Here is a 20,405-nt window from a genome sequence, read left to right as displayed (position 1 = left end):
GCGATCAGAAGAACCGATAGAAGAACAGGGCTGTCTCCCGCGTCCCGGGGGACAGCCCTTCGTACAGGTGCCGGTCATAGCCGCCGAGGGTAAAACCCTGACGCAGATAGAACCGGCAGGCGGCAACATTGGTCGTCTGGGTTTCGAGACGAATACCCGGCAGGCCGTTGTCCTTCGCCCAGCGAAACGCCTGCTGTATCAGGCGCTGCGCCGCGCCTGTGCCACGCCACTCCGTATCGACGGCGATGTCATCGATGAAGGCGAAATTGTTCCATCCCTTCGAGAGTACGATATAGCCGACCGGCGCCTCGTCCCCGACAACGACGAAGAGCGCCTTGTTCTCGTCGTTCAGGTCGGCTTTGAGGTCATCCGCGTCGAAGCCGTAGCTCTTGGCATAGGGCTCCACAGGCAGGGCCTGCGCCAACCAGTCGCCGTCGAAAGGTGGTACAGCTTCGCGGGTGACGAGGAAGGAAAAGTCGCAGGCACCGAGGACCGCGATGTCTTCCGGTGCGGCGAGACGGATTTTCACACGTCCTCCGGCCGGTCCTTGGGATCGAACTGGATGATGGTGATCCAGTCGGCGGTCAGGGCGGGCTTTCGTTCGTCCTCGATCTCCACTGAGACGTCATAGCGGATGGTCACCATGCCGGCACCGCGAAAGCGCGCTTCGGCGAGAACGAAGCGGCCGCGCACACGCGTTCCGCTTTTCACCGGCGTCATGAAGCGGACCTTCTCGAAGCCGTAGTTGATGCCCATCGTCTGCTCGACGATGCGCGGCACGCAATCGTAGTTCATTGCTGAAAGCAGTGAGAGTGTCAGGAAGCCGTGCGCGATCGTGCCGCCGAAGGGCGTTTCCGCGGCTGCCCGCACGGGATCGGTATGGATGAACTGGTGGTCTTCCGTCGCTTCGGCAAAACGGTCGATCATCGTCTGGTCGACCGTGAACCAGCGCGACAGGCCGAGTTCGGTGCCGACGAGGGTGCCGATGTCCTTCAGGTGAATGGTCTCTGGCATAGGATTTTCCTGCCGCTCGATGCGCGCCTGGATTCGGTATTCTCGCAAGAGCGCGGCGCGTTTGCGCGACATGCTTTAGAGAGATGGTTTGTCCGGACAATGAAGATCAGTGCTTTTCGACAAAAATCTCGACGCTGCGGGGATGGATAAGGCTGGTCGCGGGATGGTTGGTGAAAAGCAGGTTCGTCCAGTCGCGTCCCTCCGGTGGTGGCAGGGCGAGCGCCTGCTCACCATGCGTCCGGTTGATGGCGATTGCGAGATGGACGATCCGCTGCTGCTGTAGATCAGGCGTCTTGAGGATGGCAAGCAGGGTTCCGGCGAACGGCGCTTCCCAGTCGCCGACCGTCATTGGGGTGCCTGCCAGTGTCCGCCATTCGATATCGCCGGTGCCGCTCCAGAAGGTCGTTTCCGTGAGGGCGGGGAAACGCTTGCGAATGGCAGAGAGCATGGCGGTGTGTTCGATCAGACCGTCGTCGAGCCGGTCCCAGTGCATCCAGGTGATGGCGTTGTCCTGGCAATAGGCGTTGTTGTTGCCGTTCTGGCTGCGTCCGCCCTCGTCGCCGGCCGTCAGCATGACGGTGCCGCGCGAGAGGAAGAGGCTCGCCAGCAGCGCCTTCACATCCGCCCGGCGGGCCGAGAGCACCGCGCCGTCCGTCGTCTCGCCCTCGGCGCCGTTGTTCCACGAATGGTTCTCGTTGTGGCCGTCGCGGTTGTCCTCGCCGTTCGCCTCATTGTGTTTCACCGTATGGGAGACAAGGTCCATCAGGGTGAAGCCGTCATGGGCGGCGAGGAAATTGACGGAGCGGGTGCGGTCGCCGCCGTGGCGGGAGAAGATGTCGGAAGAGCCGGCAAGCGCGGTGACGAAGGCACCGAGTCGGTGGCTGTCACCGCGCCAGAAGGTGCGCGTGTCGTCGCGATAGCGGTCGTTCCATTCGAGGAAGGGTTCCGGGAAATTGCCGAGCTGGTAGCCGCCGGGCCCGATGTCCCATGGTTCGGCGATCAGCACGCGGTCCTTGAGCAGCGGGTCGGCGCAGATTTCCGAGAGCAGCGCGGCCCTTGCGGAAAAACCGTCCGCCTCGCGGCCGAGGATGGTGGCAAGGTCGAAGCGGAAGCCATCGACGCCGGCATGGCGCACGAAATGGCGCAGGCTGTCGAGCACGAGCTGGCGTACGATCGGGTGTTCCCCGGCGATGGTGTTGCCGCAGCCGGTGTCGTTGATCAGCTCGCCGGGGCGGCCCTCCACATGGCGGTAATAGGTGAGGTTGTCGAGGCCGCGCATGGAGAGCGTCGCGCCGTGGCGGTCGCTCTCGCCGGAATGGTTGAAGACGAGGTCGAGGATGACGCCGATGTTTTCGGCGCGCAGTGCCGCGACGGTGTCGGCGAGTTCCTTCATGCCGCCGGGAACGAGGCGCGGATCGAGCGCCATCAGCGCGATCGGGTTGTAGCCCCAGCTGTTGGAAAGACCGAGAGGCGGCAGATGGCGTTCATCGATCCAGGCGGTGATCGGCATCAGCTCGACGGCATCGACGCCGAGGCGCTTGAGATGGGCGAGCACGGCGGGATGGGCAAGCGCGCCGACGGTTCCGCGCACCGCCTCCGGCACGTCGGGGTGCAGCATGGTGAAGCTGCGCACCGCTACCTCGTAGACGAAGCCACCGGGGCGGAAGAGCGGCGCTTTTACATCGACCGGCCGGTTTCGTGTGACGATGGCCTTCGGCACGATATCCGCCGTCTCGACACCGAAGCGGGTGAGGCGGCCGTCGTGCACGAAGGGGCGGTCGATTTTCTTGGCATAGGGATCGACGAGCAGTTTTGTCGGGTCGAACCAGAGGCCGTGGTCGGGGGAATAGATACCATCGGCGCGGAAGCCGTAGCATGTTCCAGCGGTCGCGCCTTCGACGAAGACACGGTGGAAACCGTTCTCGTCCCGCCCCATTGCGAGGCGGGCGAGTTCCTTGTCGCCATTGTTGTCGAACAGGCAAAGCTCGACCCGGCCGGCGTTGTGCGAATAGACCGCGAACTCCACCCCGTCCCCGGAGAGCGTGGCGCCCGGCGCGAAGGAAGGGGCGGTGATCGTCATCTCAGGTGATCACGGTCGGCGCATCGCGGCCGGTTCGGGTCTTGATGCCGGCGATCTCGTCGGCGACGGCGATGAGGTCTGCGAGAGCTTCCTGCGTGTCGATGTCGTGGCGCGCGGCGTCGGGCTCGAAGCGCTCGACGTAGACGCGCAGGGTCGCGCCCGAGGTGCCGGTGCCGGAGAGGCGGAAGACCACGCGCGAACCGCCTTCGAAGAGGATGCGGATGCCTTGGTTCTTGCTGACCGACTGGTCCACCGGGTCGTTGTAGGCAAAATCGTCTGCCGTTGCGACGGTGAGGGAGCCGAAGCTCTTGCCGGGAAGGGTGGCTAGCTGGTCGCGCAGGTTCGCCACAAGACCGTTCGCGGCATCGGTGTCGACTTCCTCGTAGTCGTGACGGGAATAGTAGTTGCGGCCGTAGGTCGCCCAGTGCTGCTCGACGATGTCGAGAACGCTTTCCTTGCGCACGGCGAGAATGTTGAGCCAGAGCAGCACGGCCCAGAGGCCGTCCTTCTCGCGCACATGGTCGGAGCCGGTGCCGGCGCTCTCCTCGCCGCAGATCGTGGCAAGGCCGGCGTCGAGCAGGTTGCCGAAGAATTTCCAGCCGGTCGGCGTCTCGAAAATGCCGATGCCGAGTTTTTCCGCGACGCGGTCGGCGGCGCCCGAGGTGGGCATGGAGCGCGCGATGCCGGCGAGGCCCTTGGCATAGCCGGGCGCAAGATGGGCGTTGGCGGCGAGCAGCGCCAGGCTGTCGGACGGGGTGACGAAGATGCCCTTGCCGATGATCAGGTTGCGGTCGCCGTCGCCGTCGGAGGCGGCGCCGAAGTCCGGCGCGTCGTCGGCCATCATCGTCTCGTAGAGCGCGCGGGCGTGCACGAGGTTGGGGTCCGGGTGGTGGCCGCCGAAGTCCGGCAGCGGCATGAAGTTGAGCACCGAGCCCTTGGTGGCGCCGAGGCGGTTTTCGAGGATCTCCTTGGCATAGGGGCCGGTGACGGCGCTCATGGCGTCGAAGACGACGCGGAAGCCGCCGGCGAGCAAGCCGCGGATCGCGTTGAAATCGAAGAGCTGTTCCATCAACTCGGCATAGTCGGCGACGGGGTCGATGACGGTGATCGTCATTCCCTCGATTTCGTGCGTGCCTTCGAGGTCAAGATTCACGTCGGCGACGTCGGATATCTTGTAGCTGTCGATGACCTTGGTGCGGGCGAAGATCGCGTCGGTGATCTTTTCCGGCGCCGGGCCGCCATTGCCGATATTGTACTTGATGCCGAAGTCTTCCGTCGGGCCGCCGGGATTGTGGCTGGCCGACAGAACGATGCCGCCGAAGGCCTTGTATTTGCGGATGACATTGGACGCAGCGGGGGTCGAGAGAATGCCGCCACGGCCGACCAGTACGCGGCCGAAACCGTTGGCGGCGGCCATCTTGATGGCTAGCTGGATGACCTCGCGATTGTAGTAGCGGCCGTCGCCGCCGATCACCAGCGTCTGGCCCTCGAAGCCTTCCAGCGAATCGAAGATCGCCTGGATGAAGTTCTCCGCATAGTTCTTCTGCTGGAAGACGGGGACCTTCTTGCGCAGACCGGACGTGCCGGGCTTCTGGTCGGAATAGGGCGTGGTCGATACGGTCTTGATGGTCATCGGCTTACACTCGCGAAAGTAGGCTGGAATAGAGGTCGGCATAGCGCGCGGCGCTGTTTTCCCAGGAAACGTCCGACTTCATACCCTGGTTCTGGATGCGGCCCCAGATTTTTGGTTCGCGCCAGGCCTTGAAGACGCGGCGCAGCGCCTGGCGCAGGCCTTCGGCATTGATCGGGGTGAACTGGAAGCCCGTGGCGACGCGGGCGGAAAGGGCGGCCTCGTTGGCGTCGATGACGGTATCGGCAAGGCCGCCGGTGCGCGCGACGACCGGGATGCAGCCGTAGCGCAGGCCATAGAGCTGGGTGAGGCCGCAGGGCTCGAAGCGCGAGGGGATGAGGATCGCGTCGGCGCCGGCCTGCATGAGATGCGACAGCGGCTCGTTGTAGCCGATGACGATGCCGATGCGGCCGCGATGGCGGGAGGCCGCCGCGAGCAGGGCGCCCTCGAGGCCCTGGTCGCCGGAACCGAGCACGGCGAGCTTGCCGCCCTGATCGACGATCCAGTCGGCGATTTCGGCGATGAGGTCGATGCCCTTCTGCCAGGTGAGGCGGCTGACGACACAGAAGATCGGGCCGTCGTCCTGTTCGAGATTGAACCGTTCGGCCAGTGCCTGCCGGTTGACCGCGCGCTGCTTCAGCGAGCCGGCGGCGTAGGGGCGGGCGATCTGGTTGTCGGTTTCGGGGTTCCAGACGGTGGTGTCGATGCCGTTGACGATGCCGACGAGGTCGCCGGCGCGGGCATTGATCAGGCCTTCGAGCCCCATGCCATAGTCTGGCGTCATGATCTCGTGGGCATAGGTGGGGCTGACCGTGGTGATCGACCAGGCGGTGCGCAGGCCGCCCTTGAGGAAGCCGACATCGCCGTAATACTCGAGCCCGTCGACGGTGAAGGCTTCCGGCGGCAGGCCGAGGCCCGGGAAGATATCGGCACCGAACTGGCCCTGGAAGGCGAGGTTGTGCACGGTGACGATGGTGGGAATGTGCTGCAGGCCGGTATAGCGCATGTAGACGGCCGTCATTGCCGCCTGCCAGTCATGGGCATGCACGATGTCCGGCCGCCAGTCCGGCAACAGGCCGCGGGCGATTTCCGCGCCTGCGAAGGACAGGGCGGCGAAGCGCTGCCAGTTGTCCACGAAATCCTTGCCCGTGGCGTCCGTATAGGGCCCGCCTGGCCGGTCGAAGAAACCGGGGGCATCGAGTACGAGGATATCGAGACCCTCGTGCACGGTGGCGAGGATGCGCGCAGGTTCGCCGAGAAGGTCGTCGAAGGTGGCGACCACCTCGACGCTTCCCAGCCGCTGCATGACCGCGGGGTAACCGGGCATGAGCGTGCGCATGTGCGTTCCATGCCCGGCGAGTGCGATCGGCAATGCGCCGGCGACGTCGGCGAGGCCTCCCGTCTTGATCAGCGGGAATACTTCGGATGCCACCGAAAGGATGTTCATGAGGACGACTAGAGCTCCAGCTTGTCGATCATGGGTTGGGTGATGAGGCAGATGCCGCCTTCCGACCGGCGGAAACGCTTGGCATCGAGCACCGGGTCCTCGCCGACGACGAGGCCTTCCGGAATGACGACGCCCCTGTCGATGACGACATTCCTGAGGTTGGCATGGCGGCCGATCATGACGTTGGGCAGCACGACGGCGCCTTCGAGACGGGAATAGGAGTTGGCGCGCACGCCCGTGAAGAGGAGGCTGCGATGCAGCGTCGAGCCGGAGATAATGCAATCGCCGGAGACGAGCGAGGAGATCGCCGAGCCGCGGCGGTTCTCGTCGTCATGCACGAACTTTGCCGGCGGCTTGATCTCGGCGAAGGTCCAGATCGGCCAGGAGCTGTCGTAGATGTCGAGTTCCGGGGTGATGTCGGTGAGGTCGATATTGGCCTGCCAATAGGCATCGACCGTGCCGACGTCGCGCCAATAGGCCTCGCGCTCGAAATCGGAGCGCACGCAGGAGGCGGTGAAACGATGGGCGACGGCTTTGCCGTGCTCGACGATGTAGGGGATGATGTCCTTGCCGAAATCGCGGCTCGACGTCGGGTCGGCGGCGTCGCGCCGCAGGAGGTCCATCAGGAACTTCGTGTGGAAGACATAGATGCCCATGGAGGCGAGCGCCATGTCGGGATTGCCGGGAATGCTCGGCGGATCGGCCGGCTTCTCCACGAAGGCGATGATCTGGTCCTTGTCGTCGACATGCATGACGCCGAAGCCGGTTGCTTCCATGCGCGGCACTTCCAGGCACCCGATGGTGACCTGCGCGCCGGAATCGACGTGCTGCTGGAGCATCAGCTCGTAGTCCATTTTATAGATATGATCGCCGGCGAGGATGACCATGTATTCGACGCCGTAGTCCTCGATGATGTCGATATTCTGGTAGACGGCATCGGCGGTGCCCTCGTACCACTGTGTTTCGGACACACGCTGGCTGGCGGGCAGGATATCGAAGCTCTCGTTGCGCTCGGGGCGGAAGAAGTTCCAGCCACGCTGCAGGTGACGGATCAACGAATGCGCCTTGTACTGGGTAGCGACGCCGATGCGGCGGATACCGGAGTTCAGCGCATTGGAGAGGGCGAAATCGATGATGCGCGCCTTGCCGCCGAAATAGACGGCGGGCTTGGCGCGCCGGTCTGTCAGTTCCTTGAGGCGGCTGCCGCGCCCCCCCGCCAGAACATAGGCCATCGCGTCACGGGCGAGGGGTTGAATCCGCTTTTGCTCCATAGTGTCCTCCCGACAGTCGAATTTATGCGTCCAGCTCGAGCATCAGCGTCGCCAGCGGCGGCAGGGTGATCGTGGCTGTTATTCTTCCATTTGCCTGTTTCTTGGCCTGTACGGCGCCGCCGTTGCCCTTGCCGCTGCCGCCGTAGATTTCGGCGTCGGTGTTGAGGATTTCCCGCCAGCGGCCCTCCACCGGCAGCGGGACCCCATAATTCTCGCGATAGACGGGGGTGAAGTTGGTGACGATGGCGATCGGCTTCTCACCCGGCGCCTTGCGCAGCCAGGCGAAGACGGAATTCTCCCGGTCGTCGGCAATCAGCCATTCGAAGCCGTCGCCTTCGCAGTCGCGCGCATGCAGCGCCGCCTTGCGGCGGTATGTGCCGTTGAGATCCCGCACGAGCCGGCGCATGCCTTCGTGCAGCGGATATTCGAGCAGGTTCCAGTCGAGTGCGCGGGCCTCGCTCCACTCCTGCCATTGCGCGAATTCCTGGCCCATGAACAACAGCTTCTTGCCGGGATAACCCCACATGAAGCCGTAATAGGCGCGCAGGTTCGCGAATTTCTGCCAGTCGTCGCCGGCCATCTTGGCGATCAGCGAGCCCTTGCCGTGCACGACCTCGTCATGGCTGAGCGGCAGCACGAAGTTTTCCGTGAAGGCATAGAGCAGGCCGAAGGTCATGTCATTGTGGTGGAACTTGCGGTGCACCGGCTCGCGCGACAGATATTGCAGCGTGTCGTGCATGAAGCCCATGTTCCACTTGAAGCCGAACCCGAGGCCACCGTCGTGCACCGGCGCCGAAACCTTCGGCCAGGAGGTGGATTCCTCCGCGATGGTCAGGATGCCGGGATGGGCGGCATAGACATGGGCGTTCATCGACTGCAGGAAGCGCACGGCCTCCAGGTTCTCGTTGCCGCCATATTCGTTCGGCACCCATTCGCCGTGCTTGCGCGAATAGTCGAGATAGAGCATCGAGGCGACCGCATCGACGCGTAGGCCGTCGAGATGGAATTTTTCTGCCCAGTAGAGCGCGTTGTTGATGAGGTAGGACAGGACCTCGGCGCGGCCGAAATTGTAGATCGCGGTGTTCCAGTCCGGATGAAAACCTTGCCGCGGATCCTCGTGCTCATAGAGTGCTGTGCCGTCGAAGTGACCAAGGCCATGCGCATCGGTCGGAAAATGCGCTGGCACCCAGTCGAGGATGACGCCGATGCCCACCTTGTGGCAGCCGTTGACGAAGCGGGCAAAACCCTCCGGCTCGCCGAAGCGGGCGGTCGGCGAGTAGAGGCCGGTCGTCTGATAGCCCCAGGACGGGTCGAAGGGGAATTCCGAGATCGGCAGGAACTCGATATGGGTGAAGCCCATGTCGACACAGTAGGGGATCAGGCGGTTCGCCAGTTCGTCCCAGGTGAGGAAGTCGCCATTGTCGTTCTTCTGCCAGGAACCGGCATGCACCTCGTAGATCGAGATCGGCTGGCGGCGGGCGTCCGCCGAGGCCCAGTGCGCCAGGTGCGCCTTGTCCTCCCAGGCCTGGTCGATCGGCCCTGTCGTCATGGAGGCGTTGGCGGGGCGGAGCTCCGAGCGGCGGGCGAAAGGATCGGCCTTCAGCGGCAGGACCTCGCCGTCGATGCCGACGATCTCGTATTTGTAGGCATGGCCGGTGGTGATGCCGGGCAGGAAGATTTCCCAGATGCCTGTGTCGCGGCGTAGCCGCATCGCATTCCGCCGGCCGTCCCAGTTGTTGAAGTTGCCGACAATGGAGACCCGCTTGGCATTTGGCGCCCAGACGGCGAAGTGGAAGCCCTCGATGCCCTCGAGCGTCATTGGATGAGCGCCCATCTTGTCGAAGAGGCGAAGATGCGAGCCTTCGCGGATGTAGTAGTCGTCCATCGGGCCGAGCACCGGGCCGAAGGAATAGGGATCGACCACCACCCACTCGCCGCTGTCATTGCGTGCGCGGTAGCGGATCGGCTGAAGCTTCTTGAGGGAGACCTCGCCGGCGAAGATGCCGGCCGGATCGACCTGCGTCAGCACGCCGATCTCCTTGCCCGAGAGCGTCTCGGCGGTCACCTCTGCGGCGCCGGGCAGGAAGCAGCGGGCGACATGGCCGTCGCCGGCCGCGTGCAGGCCGAGCACTGCGAACGGGTCCCAGTGCCGGCTTTCCAAGATCGCGTCGATGTCTGCCTTCGCCAGAAGCTCTGACGGTCCCCCCGTCGTGCCTTTTTTCGGCGGTGCGGTCATCAGGCTCTCCAGATTTCCTTGGCGTATTGGCGAATGGTGCGATCGGACGAGAACCAGCCCATGCGGGCCGTGTTGCGGATGGTTTTGGAGTACCAGGATGCCTTGTCGTTCCAGATGGCATCGACATCGCGCTGGGCTCTGGCATAGGCGTCGAAATCGGCTGCGACCATGAACCAGTCGTGATTGTAGAGGCCATCGACGAGACCGGCGAAGCGGTTGCGGTCATCAGGCGAGAAAACGCCCGAGGAGATTGCGGCGAGCGCCTGCGACAGCTCCTTCGATTGCTCGATGATGGCGCGTGGATTGTGCCCCTCGGCCCTGACCTTCGCCACCTCTTCCGCCGTCATGCCGAAGATCACGATGTTCTCCTCGCCCACATGGTCGCGCATCTCGACATTGGCTCCGTCGAGCGTGCCGATCGTCAGCGCGCCGTTCAACGCGAACTTCATGTTGCCGGTTCCAGACGCTTCCATGCCCGCAGTGGAAATCTGCTCCGAAAGATCGGCGGCCGGCACCATGATCTCGGCGAGCGAGACGTTGTAGTTCGGAACGAAGACGACCTTGAGCAGGCCGCGCACCGCCGGGTCATTGTTGATGACCTTCGCCACGTCGTTGGCGAGCTTGATGATCAGCTTGGCGTTGTGGTAGCTCGGCGCCGCCTTGCCTGCGAAGAGTTTTACCCGGGGAACCCAGTCGAGTTCCGGGTGCGAGCGGATCTGGTCATAGAGCGCCACGGCCTCGATGATGTTCAGCAGCTGGCGCTTGTATTCGTGGATGCGCTTGATCTGGATGTCGAACATCGCGGCGGGATCGATCCTGGCGCCCATGCGGCTGCCGACGAGATTGGCGAGGCGGTTCTTGTTCTCCCGCTTGATCGCGGCGAAACGCTCCTGGAAATCTCGGTTGTCAGCGAAGGCGTCGAGCGCCTTCAGCGCCTCGGCATCGTCCATGAAGGCATCGCCGATCGCTTCGCGGATCAGGTTGAAAAGCCCCGGATTACACTGCATCAGCCAGCGGCGTGGCGTGATGCCGTTGGTCTTGTTGTTGATGCGGTCCGGATAGAGCTTGTGCAGGTCGGCGAAGACCGTTTCCTTCATCAGTTCGGTATGCAGTGCCGAAACGCCGTTGATCGAGTGCGAGCCGACGAAGGCGAGATTGCCCATGCGCACACGCCGCTCGCCCGATTCCTCGATCAGCGAGATGTTGCGGATGCGCTGATCCTCGAAACCCTTTTCCTTGCGTGCCACGATGAGAATTTTGGCATTGATCGCGTAGACGATCTGCATATGGCGTGGCAGCAGGCGCTCAAGCAGCGGCACCGGCCAGCTTTCCAGTGCTTCCGGCAGCAGCGTGTGGTTGGTGTAGGAGAAGGTGCGGTGGGCGATATCCCAGGCCGTATCGAACTCGATGCCGTGCACGTCGGTGAGCAATCGCACCAGTTCGGCGACGGAAATGGCCGGGTGCGTGTCGTTCAGCTGGATCGCCACGGCATCCGGCAGTGACGTGAAATCGGGATATTGCTGCAGGTGGCGGCGCAGGATGTCCTGCAGCGAGGCGGAGCAGAAGAAGAACTCCTGCCTGAGGCGCAGTTCCTGGCCGGCGGAGGTGGCGTCGGCCGGGTAGAGGACGCGCGTCAGGCTCTCCGCCTTGTTGCTCTCGCGCAGGGCGCCGATATGGTCGCCGGCATTGAACGCATCGAGCAGGATCGGGTCGATCGGGTTGGCGGCCCACAGGCGCAGCGTGTTGACGCGCTTGGCCCGCCAGCCGACGGCCGGCGTGTCATAGGCCGTCGCGATGACGCGTTCGGCCGGCTTCCAGACGAAGCGCTGCTTGTCCTCGCCGATATTGATCGTTTCCACGGCGCCGCCGAAGCCGATTTCGTAGGAGCTTTCGCGCCGCTCGAACTCCCAGGGATTGCCGTGGGCGAGCCAGGTTTCCGGAAGCTCCACCTGCCAGCCGTCCGCCATCTGCTGGCGGAAGAGGCCGTGCACGTAGCGGATGCCGTAGCCATAGGCCGGCACGTCGACCGTCGCCATGCTTTCCATGAAACAGGCGGCAAGGCGCCCGAGGCCGCCGTTGCCGAGGGCAGCATCCGGCTCCAGTTCGGCGATGATGTCGAGATCGACGCCGAGCGAGGCGAGCGCGTGGCGCATCTCGTCCATGATGCCGATATTCGTCATGGCGTCGCGCATCAGGCGGCCAATGAGAAATTCAAGCGATAGATAGTAGACGCGCTTTGCGCCCGTTGCATAGGTTCGGCGGGTGGAGTCCATCCACTTGTCGGTGATGCGATCGCGCGCGACGAGGATCGCCGCCGTCAGCCAGTCATGCGGCTTGGCCACTTTCGGGTCCTTGCCGATACGATATTTGAGGCGCTCCAGAAGCTCGGTCGCAAGTTGTTCGCGATCGGATGATCGGGGGGCGGGAGCGAGATCGTTGTTGGTAACCCGGTTCATCATTGGTGAACTTTGCCCCCTCGCATTCTGTGCGTCCGTTCTCGCGAAAGTCGCGTTTAAATCAATTTATGCATCTATCCGAAGCGCTTGCAACAGGCTTTTCTAGAAAGGCCGCATGCATTTTCGACATGCCTGAAACACGTTGAATATGCTAAAAAACCCGCTGGGCCGGCCCAGCGGGTTTTGCTTTTTCCTATAGCGGGATGCCGCTTATTTGGTCAGGCGGGAGACCACTGCGGAGGTCCGCTCGCCGATCACCTTGAAGGCTGCGACGAGGGCTGCCATGTTCTCGGCCTGGAAATAGTGCGAAGCGCTCGATGCACAATCCTTGAGCAGATTCTGGCCGCGGGTCGGTGCCATGAAGGCAACGGTGTAGACCTCCATGCCATCATTCTTGGCCGAGGTGCAGGTTGCCTTCGTGCTCGTGTCGTCGGCCGTGTTGTTGTTGTCGCCATCCGTCATGAGGACGATGTATTTGGTCGGAACCTGGCCGTTCTTATCCCTGTGAGCGGTGTTTTCGGACGCTTCCTTCAGCCTGTTGTAAGCCGTCTTCATGGCTGCGCCGGAGGCCGTGCCGCCATTGGCGTCGAGCTTGTTGACGTAGTCCAACGAGCTTGTGAAGCCCCAGGCCAGCGCACTTGGTGTATAGCTCACCGAATCATAGGCGATGGTGCCTGTGCGCACGAAGGTGTCTGTTGGGTCGGCCGCCTTGAACTGGGTGAAAAGGCTTGCCACAGCGAGCTTCAGCGCGGCCATCTTGGAAACGTAGCACGGGCTCGTCGCCTTGGTCTTGGTGTTGCCCCAGTTCGATTCCGTCCAGTTGATGCAGGACTTTACCGCTGCGTCCTTCTCGTTGGTGATCCAGGCCATCGAGCCGGATTTGTCGAGCACGAGGAACATCGAGAGGGCGTTCTTCGATTCCGTCGCGCTTTCCGCCGAGCTTGCGGCGTTCATCGTGGTCTTCGTCTGGCCGAGAAGCCGCGTGAAGGGGTTGAACTTCATCTCGTAGCTTGTCGAGACGTTCACTTTGAACGATTTGCCGTTGCCGACCAGCGCCGTTTCGATGATCTCGACGACGGTCGAGGCATCGAAATCGTATTCTTCCACGCCATTTTCGTTGCCGTCCGAACCGCTCGTCCCTTCCGTCTTGGCCTTTTCCTCTTCCTCTTTGGTCGAGCCGCTCATCTGTGTCTTCAGGAAGCTCATCGCGATGACCTTCGCCTCGGAGATGCTCTTGCCGTCGTTGGCCAGTGCGGAGGCCGCCGCGAGGGCGGCCGCGTCGGCGGCGTCCTGCAATTCGGCTTTCTTCATGACCATGGTGGTCAGGTCGATGGCGACGCCACCGGCGGCCAGCATGACCGGGAAGACGAGCGCCGTCATCATTCCGAAATTACCGCCGCGGTCCCGCAGAAGGCGGGAGACCCAGGTCTTTCTTTCCGTATTCTTCGTCATGAGAACTCACCCACCATCTTCATAATGTGGGGGGAAGCTAGCAGCGAAGTGTTATTTAACGGTTCGGGTGCGTGGTATAGTTTTCGTAAAATTGCAAAGACCTTGAAAATCCGGTCTTCCCGGTTGTTTCCAAACGGGATTTACGCCGTCTGCCGCACCGGAATGACGTCGACCGCCTGGCTCGTCTTGTGCTGGCCGTAGCCCTTGAGCACGCCGATGACCGGGGCGACGTCGGCATAGTCGCGGCCGTAGCCGACGACGATGTGATCGGTCCCGGCGGGGATGTTGTTGGTCGGGTCGAGCTCCATCCAGCCGTTCACCCGGCCGCACCAGTAGCGCACCCAGGCATGCATGGCATCCGCCCCCTCCAGCCGCTCCTTGCCTGGTGGGGGGATGGTGCGCAGGAACCCGCTGACATAGCCTGCGGGAATGCCGAGGCTCCGGAGCGCCACGATCATCACATGGGTAAAGTCCTGGCAGACGCCGCGCTTCAGCTTGAAGGCCTCGCGCGGGGTGGTGTCGACGTTGGTCGCCTTCGGATCGTAGGTGAAATCCTTGTGGATGCGCGCGCAGACGGCCGTGGCGATGGCGCGGATCGTCATGTCGGGTTTGACGATCGAGCGGGCGTATTCGGCGATCTCGGGGCAATCCTTCAGCCGCGGGCTCGGGCCGGTATAGTGGTGCGGCGAGCCGGCATCGAGCGACCAGTAGTTGGCGATATCCTCCGGCAGGTCGGCAACGCGGGGGGAAAAGTCGGCGGCCGGTTCCGGCACGTCAACATGCACGCGCGCCTGCATGCGGATATCCAGCCGCTCATGCGCATTGCGAAAGAGGATGGCGCTCATCGGGTTGTCGAAGAAGTCGTTGTGGTCGACCCGTTCGCCGGGGCCGGGTGTTACGCCCACCGTGCCGGCGACCAGCCGCTGGCGCCCGCCGATCGACAGCGGCAGCACGCGCACGATATGCCGGCCGCCGGAAACCGGCGTGTCGTAGAGGTAGCTGATATGGAGGTTGACGTCGTAGAGCATGGTTTCGGCGCCTCCCCCTCGCTCAGCTCAGATAGGTCTTCGCAAGAATGTCGGACAGCTTTTCGAGTTCCGCCTCGAAACGCTTGTACACCGCATCCGTCATGGTTTCCGGCGTCATCACCGCCAGGCCCGCATGCAGGCGCATCGCCTCGCGGTAGAAGGGCGACATCTGACCGTTGGCATAGGCGTTCGGCAGTTGCTCAACTTCGTTCTTGATCTCGTTGAGCTGGTAGAGGATCGAGCGCGGGTTGAGCGGGTCGAGCGCGAGCAGGTCGGTGACCGTCAGGCGAGCGGTCGCGACATTGTAGCGGCGGCGGTGGGTCATGACGCTGTCGCCGATCTCCAGGAGCATGTCGAGCGCGCCGTCGGGCGCGTCTTCACCGGACATGTGGCCGAGCAGGCGCGTCATGTGCAGGCCGCGTTCGAGATAGCGGCCGATGGAGAGGAAACGCCAGCCGGTGAAGCGGTACATGTTTTCATGCACGAGACCGGCGAAGCCTGCGAGCTTTCGCAACAGCACGGTCATGGCGCGTGTCGCGTCGTCGCCGGCCTGCACGTTGACATGGAAGCGGCGCGCTGTCTTGGAGAGGTCGTTCAGCGCCAGCCAACCATCCGGCGAGAAACGGTCGCGGATGTTGCTGGCGGAGAAGACGGCGCTGTCGATGTTGCGGATGAGGCTCGTCGGCACGGCCTCCGACGTATCGATGTCGAGCGCTTCGAGATAGTCGCTGACGTCCTTCAGCAGCGGTTGTTCCGGATTGGCATATTCGGCGTAGCGGCCGTGCCAGGCGCGCAGGATGCGCAGCGCCCCTTCCGCCCGCTCGATATAGCGGCCGAGCCAGAACAGGTTGTCGGCCGCGCGGCTCGGCAGGCTGCCGGGCATGTTGCGAGTAAAAACCTCTTCGGCGGGCAGCAGCGACGTGCGCTCGACGGGTTTCGGGCTGACGATCCAGACGTCCGCCGCCGAACCGCCCTCCTGCATGGCGATGGCCGAGACATTGTCGCCGGCGCCGATGCGGGCGAAACCGCCGGGCATGATCTGCCAGCCGTCGCGCGTGCGGGCGGCGAAGACGCGCAGCGACATCGGCCGCGGCACGAGTTTCCCCTCGACGAAAGCCGGCGTGGTGGAGAGCGTCACGGCCTCTTGACCGACCAGTTTGGCACCGTCGGAGGCCAGCCATTCGGCGATCGATTGTTTCGCGGTGTCGCGCAGCGTCGAGCCGAGCACGGATTGTTCGTTGTCGTCGAAGAACGGCCGCGTGGAATAGGCCGGTCCGATGACCATGCGCTCGATATGAGCCGCGACATGTTCGCGCTCGCTCTTCTGGCCGCACCACCAGGTCGCGACGGAGGGAAGGAGCTGGTCCTCGCCGAGCAGTTGCCGACAGATGTTCGGCAGGAACGCGAGGAAGGCGCGCGTCTCGACGATGCCGGCGCCGAGCGCGTTGACGAAGGTGACGGAGCCGGAGCGCAGCGCCTCGACCATGCCGGGCGTGCCGATATGGGAGTTCTGGTTCAGCTCCAGCGGATCGGCGAAGGAGGCGTCAAGCCGCCGCCACAGCACGCCGATCGGTTTCAGGCCGGCGACGGTGCGCACCATGACCTTGCCGCCGACGACCGTCAGGTCCTCGCCCTCCAGCAGCATGAAGCCGAGATAGCGGGCGATATAGGCGTGTTCGAAATAGGTCTCGTTGGCAAGGCCCGGCGTCAGGACGGCGATGCGGTCCTCGGCCGATTTGTTGGCCTGCAGCGTGTTGCGGAAGGCGCCGAAGAAGCCGGCGAGGCGATGGGCGTGGGTCTCCGCGTAGACATCGGAGAAGGCGCGGGTGGTTGCCACGCGGTTTTCCAGCGCAAAACCGGCGCCGGAGGGAGCCTGCGTGCGGTCGGACAGCACCCACCAGTTGCCGTCAGGCCCGCGGCCGATCTCGAAGGAGACGAAGTGCAGGAAATGCTGGCCGGCAGGATGCACGCCGACGAGCGGGCGCAGGAACTCGCTGTTGGAGGCGACGAGGGCAGGAGGCAGGAGGCCGCTCGCGACAAGCTCGTTCTTGCCGTAGATATCGGCGACGACTGCCTCCAGCAGTTCGGCGCGCTGCATGAGGCCGCGGGAGAGGTTTTCCCACTCCGCTTCGTCGATCAGCACGGGAATGTGCGAGAGCGGCCAGGCACGGTCGGTGTTCGCCTCCTTGCCGTAGGCGCGGTAGAAGACGCCGGCATCGCGCAGATACCGGTCGGCGCGGGCGAAGCGGCCGGCAAGGTCGGCCTCGTCCATGCGGCCGAGCGCATTCAGGAAATGCCGCCAGACGGGGCGCACCTTGCCTTCGGTGTCGACCATCTCGTCGGCCACCTCGGGAAGCGGGGCATAGGCGTGAGCCGGCTCTTTCGCCGCACTGGCCGCCCTGCGTTCCGCCCCCATACTCGTGGTCTTCAATCCATTCACTCCTGGAGGAGGCTAAACACTAGATACCGGCGGGCCGGCGCAAATCCAGCGTCAGCGGGAAATCCGCCGGCGGGGTTTCCGGCCACAGCGTATAACCGCCAGCCCTGTGCCCCCAGGGCTCGAACCGTGCCAGCCGGCGCGCCTCGGCCTCGTTGCCGTTGACCGGAAAGGTGTCATAGTTGCGTCCACCCGGATGGGCAACGTGGTAAATGCAGCCTCCGATCGCGCGCCGTGACCATGTATCATAAATGTCGAAAGTAAGCGGTGTATTGACGGGCAGCACAGGATGCAGGCCCGAGGCCGGCTGCCAGGCCTTGTAGCGCACGCCGGCAACCGAAACGCCCCGCGCGCCGGCCTGCCTCAGCGGCACCGGCCGGCCGTTGCAGGCGACGGTGTAGCGCCCCGGATTGGCCGTCTCCAGCTTGACCTGCAGGCGCTCCACGGACGAATCGACATACCGCACCGTGCCGCCGATCGCGCCCTGTTCGCCCATGACATGCCAGGGTTCGAGCGCCTGGCGCACCTCCAGCTTCGCGCCCTCGTATTCGACCTCGCCGCAGAAGGGGAAGCGGAATTCGAGCTGGGCGGAAAACCATTCGGGGCGAAGGTCGAAGCCGTTCGCCTTGAGGTCGGCGAGCACATCGAGAAAATCCTGCCAGACAAAATGCGGCAGCATGAAACGGTCGTGCAGCGTGGTGCCCCAACGCACGAAACTTCCTTTCGCCGGGGTCAGCCAGAAGCGGGCGATGAGGGCACGGATCAGCAATTGCTGGGCAAGGCTCATGCGGGCGTTCGGCGGCATTTCGAAGCCGCGGAACTCGACGAGGCCGAGGCGGCCGGTCGGTCCATCTGGCGAGAACAGCTTGTCGATGCAGATTTCCGAGCGGTGTGTATTGCCGGTGACGTCGGTCAGGAGGTTGCGGAACAGCCGGTCGACCAGCCAGGGCAGCGGCGGCGCGCCTTCGCCGGGGGCAGGCACCTGGGAAAGCGCGATCTCCAGTTCGTAGAGCGAATCGTGCCGGGCCTCGTCGATGCGCGGGGCCTGGCTGGTCGGGCCGATGAACAGGCCGGAAAACAGGTAGGAGAGCGCGGGGTGGCGTTGCCAGTGCAGCACGAGGCTTTTCAGCAGGTCCGGGCGACGCAGGAACGGGCTGTCGTTCGGGCTCCTGCCGCCGACGACCACATGGTTGCCGCCGCCCGTGCCGGTGTGGCGGCCGTCGATCATGAACTTGTCGGCGCCGAGGCGGGATTGGCGTGCCTCCTCGTAGATCGCGGTGGTGATGTCGACGCAGTCGTCCCAATCGGAGGCCGGGTGGATGTTCACCTCGATGACGCCTGGGTCCGGCGCGACGCGGATGACGTTGATGCGCTCGTCATGCGGCGGCGCATAACCCTCGATATGGACGGGCAGGCCGAGGGCAGCGGCGGCGCGTTCGGCCGAGGCGATGAGGTCGAGATAGTCTTCCACGCTGACGGTCGGCGGCATGAAGACGCAGAGCCGGCCGTCGCGCGGCTCGACGGAGATGGCGGTGCGCACATGGCCGCCGATTTCGTCGGTGGACTGCGGCACCTGCGACTGCTGTCCGGCAAAGGGCTGGAAATGCGCGGCCTGCTGGGGACGGCCCGGATCCTTTTCGAAATCCGGCAGGTCGTCGCGCGGAATGCTCGGGTCCATCGGATTGATATACGGGTAGACCGCCGGTGACAGCCAGGGCAGGGTGGTAAGCGGCAGGCGGTAGCCGACAGGGCTGTCGCCCGGCACGAGGAACAGGCGGCCGCGACGGGTGCTCCACTTCTCACTCGACCAGCGGCGGCCGTTGGCGCGGGAATTCCACGCCTGCACGGGCAGCACGTAGCCGGTGGGGCGGGTCAGGCCGCGATCGAAGACGCGGGCGATACGGCTGCGCTCTTCCGGGTCTTCGAGCTTGGAGTTCGACGGGTCGACATTTTCGGGAAGGTTCGCCTCCTTGACCAGCCATTCCGCCGGATCCTCGAAAGCGGGCACCACCATGTCGGGCGCGATATCGAGTTCGCCGGCGATGGCGGTCAGCAATCGGCCGGCATCGTCCTCGGTGACGGGGCGCACGACGCCTTCCTCGGCGATGAGATCGGGGTTCTGCCAGATCGGCTTGCCGTCGCGCCGCCAGTAAAGCGAAAAGGTCCAGCGCGGCAGGCTTTCGCCGGGATACCACTTGCCCTGGCCGTAATGCAGGAAGCCGCCGGGCGCGAATTTTTCGCGCAGGCGGCGGATCAGCGTGTCGGCCTTCTCGCGCTTGGTCGGGCCGACGGCGGCGGTGTTCCATTCGTCGGATTCGAAATCGTCGATGGAGACGAAGGTCGGCTCGCCGCCCATGGTGAGGCGCACGTCATTGGCGGCGAGCACGCTATCGACGTCACGGCCGAGCGCGTTCAGCGCCTCCCAGCTCTCGTCGGAAAACGGCTTTGTAATGCGCGGGTGCTCGGCGACGCGCTTCACCGTCATGGCGAAGTCGAATTCGGTGTTCGCCTCGCCGAAATAGCCGCCGGATATCGGCGCGGCGTTGCGGTAGTGTGGCGTGGCGGCGAGCGGGATGTGGCTTTCGCCGGTGAGGAGACCGGAGGTCGGATCGAGACCGATCCAGCCGGCGCCGGGAAGATAGACCTCGCACCAGGCATGCAGGTCCGTGAAATCGACCTCGGTGCCCGAGGGGCCGTCGAGCGCCTTCAGGTCCGGTGTGAGCTGGATGAGGTAGCCGGAGACGAAGCGGGCGGCAAAACCGAGATTGCGCAGGATCTGCACCAGCAGCCAGCTCGAATCGCGGCAGGAACCGCGGGCAACCGTCAGCGTCTCCTCCGGTGCCTGCACGCCGGGCTCCATGCGGATGACGTAGCCGATCTCCTGCTGCAGCCTCGCATTGAGGCCGACTACCATGTCGATGGTGCGCTGGCGCGAGCGGTCGATCGTCTTCAGGAAATCTTCGAGCGCCGGGGTCAGCGGCTCGGGCGTGCGATAGATATTCAGGTCTTCGCTGAGGTCCTCCGGATAATCGAAGGGCCAGTGTTCGGCCTCCTCCTCCACGAAGAAGTCGAAGGGATTGTAGACCGTCATGTCGGCAATGAGATCGACCTCGATCTTCAGCTCCGTCACCGGATCGGGGAAGACGTAGCGGGCGAGGTAGTTGCCGTAGGGGTCCTGCTGGAGGTTCACGAAATGGTTTTCCGGCGAAACCTTCAGCGAGTGGCTGATGACCTTGGTTCTGGAATGCGCCGCCGGCTTCAGCCGGATGATCTGGGGTCCGAGGCGGACCGGCTTGTCGTAGATATAGTGGGTGAGGTGGTAGATACCGGCCTTGATCGACATGCGCGCTTTGA

General features: G+C 64.0%; 12 protein-coding genes. All 12 read right to left on the bottom strand.

Features of this window, described 5'->3' with window-relative positions; genetic code table 11:
- Nucleotides 1-4: 4 nt before the first annotated feature.
- The 12 genes from K0P03_RS14990 to K0P03_RS14935 all read right to left on the bottom strand — a co-directional run bounded on the left by K0P03_RS14990 (nt 5) and on the right by K0P03_RS14935 (nt 20,394).
- Nucleotides 5-529 carry a GNAT family N-acetyltransferase gene (locus K0P03_RS14990; protein ID WP_272789968.1) on the bottom strand — a complete coding sequence of 175 codons (525 nt, stop codon included), beginning with the start codon at nt 527-529 and terminating at the stop codon, nt 5-7.
- Nucleotides 526-1,014, bottom strand: coding sequence for a MaoC family dehydratase (locus K0P03_RS14985; RefSeq protein ID WP_023514817.1), 489 nt, complete (start codon nt 1,012-1,014; stop codon nt 526-528). Before K0P03_RS14985 ends, K0P03_RS14990 begins: the two co-directional genes overlap by 4 nt.
- Before the next feature lie 106 nt (nt 1,015-1,120).
- Entirely contained in the window at nt 1,121-3,094 is a 1,974-nt protein-coding gene (gene glgX, locus K0P03_RS14980; protein WP_272789967.1) for a glycogen debranching protein GlgX, read from the bottom strand.
- A gap of 1 nt (nt 3,095) precedes the next feature.
- A complete protein-coding gene (locus K0P03_RS14975) occupies nt 3,096-4,727 on the bottom strand; it encodes an alpha-D-glucose phosphate-specific phosphoglucomutase (protein ID WP_272789966.1) in 1,632 nt (543 codons plus the stop codon).
- A gap of 4 nt (nt 4,728-4,731) precedes the next feature.
- Entirely contained in the window at nt 4,732-6,171 is a 1,440-nt protein-coding gene (gene glgA / locus K0P03_RS14970; RefSeq protein ID WP_272789965.1) for a glycogen synthase GlgA, read from the bottom strand.
- 8 nt (nt 6,172-6,179) lie between these two features.
- Nucleotides 6,180-7,442, bottom strand: a complete 1,263-nt coding sequence (gene glgC / locus K0P03_RS14965) for a glucose-1-phosphate adenylyltransferase (RefSeq protein ID WP_024270891.1) — start codon at nt 7,440-7,442, stop codon at nt 6,180-6,182.
- A 22-nt stretch (nt 7,443-7,464) separates the two neighbouring features.
- Nucleotides 7,465-9,678, bottom strand: a complete 2,214-nt coding sequence (gene glgB, locus K0P03_RS14960; protein WP_023513434.1) for a 1,4-alpha-glucan branching protein GlgB — start codon at nt 9,676-9,678, stop codon at nt 7,465-7,467.
- Nucleotides 9,678-12,137 (bottom strand): glycogen/starch/alpha-glucan phosphorylase, encoded by a 2,460-nt coding sequence (locus K0P03_RS14955; protein ID WP_050743779.1) that lies wholly within the window; start codon nt 12,135-12,137, stop codon nt 9,678-9,680. Before K0P03_RS14955 ends, glgB begins: the two co-directional genes overlap by 1 nt.
- Before the next feature lie 207 nt (nt 12,138-12,344).
- Nucleotides 12,345-13,586, bottom strand: a complete 1,242-nt coding sequence (locus tag K0P03_RS14950) for a vWA domain-containing protein (protein ID WP_024270890.1) — start codon at nt 13,584-13,586, stop codon at nt 12,345-12,347.
- A gap of 140 nt (nt 13,587-13,726) precedes the next feature.
- Nucleotides 13,727-14,614: a transglutaminase family protein gene (locus K0P03_RS14945; RefSeq protein WP_050743780.1), complete on the bottom strand. Its 888-nt coding sequence runs from the start codon at nt 14,612-14,614 to the stop codon at nt 13,727-13,729.
- A 22-nt stretch (nt 14,615-14,636) separates the two neighbouring features.
- A complete protein-coding gene (locus tag K0P03_RS14940; RefSeq protein WP_272790489.1) occupies nt 14,637-17,030 on the bottom strand; it encodes a circularly permuted type 2 ATP-grasp protein in 2,394 nt (797 codons plus the stop codon).
- Between the two features lie 43 nt (nt 17,031-17,073).
- On the bottom strand, nt 17,074-20,394 hold the full coding sequence (locus tag K0P03_RS14935; protein WP_272789964.1) for a transglutaminase family protein: 3,321 nt from the start codon (nt 20,392-20,394) through the stop codon (nt 17,074-17,076).
- Nucleotides 20,395-20,405: the final 11 nt, after the last annotated feature.

Origin of the sequence: Shinella sp. HY16 (assembly GCF_028534175.1) — a bacterium.
GTDB lineage: Bacteria > Pseudomonadota > Alphaproteobacteria > Rhizobiales > Rhizobiaceae > Shinella.
The sequence above is the reverse complement of the archived record's forward strand: the minus strand, read 5'-3'. Positions and strand labels throughout refer to the sequence as shown.

Bases quoted from the DNA above. Each gene is read 5' to 3' on its own strand.
- K0P03_RS14945 (WP_050743780.1), bottom strand. From the start codon at position 14,614: ATGCTCTACGACGTCAACCTCCATATCAGCTACCTCTACGACACGCCG.
- glgC (WP_024270891.1), bottom strand. From the start codon at position 7,442: ATGGAGCAAAAGCGGATTCAACCCCTCGCCCGTGACGCGATGGCCTAT.
- K0P03_RS14985 (WP_023514817.1), bottom strand. From the start codon at position 1,014: ATGCCAGAGACCATTCACCTGAAGGACATCGGCACCCTCGTCGGCACC.
- K0P03_RS14940 (WP_272790489.1), bottom strand. From the start codon at position 17,030: ATGGGGGCGGAACGCAGGGCGGCCAGTGCGGCGAAAGAGCCGGCTCAC.
- glgA (WP_272789965.1), bottom strand. From the start codon at position 6,171: ATGAACATCCTTTCGGTGGCATCCGAAGTATTCCCGCTGATCAAGACG.
- glgX (WP_272789967.1), bottom strand. From the start codon at position 3,094: ATGACGATCACCGCCCCTTCCTTCGCGCCGGGCGCCACGCTCTCCGGG.
- glgB (WP_023513434.1), bottom strand. From the start codon at position 9,678: ATGACCGCACCGCCGAAAAAAGGCACGACGGGGGGACCGTCAGAGCTT.
- K0P03_RS14935 (WP_272789964.1), bottom strand. From the start codon at position 20,394: ATGTCGATCAAGGCCGGTATCTACCACCTCACCCACTATATCTACGAC.
- K0P03_RS14950 (WP_024270890.1), bottom strand. From the start codon at position 13,586: ATGACGAAGAATACGGAAAGAAAGACCTGGGTCTCCCGCCTTCTGCGG.
- K0P03_RS14955 (WP_050743779.1), bottom strand. From the start codon at position 12,137: ATGATGAACCGGGTTACCAACAACGATCTCGCTCCCGCCCCCCGATCA.
- K0P03_RS14975 (WP_272789966.1), bottom strand. From the start codon at position 4,727: ATGACCATCAAGACCGTATCGACCACGCCCTATTCCGACCAGAAGCCC.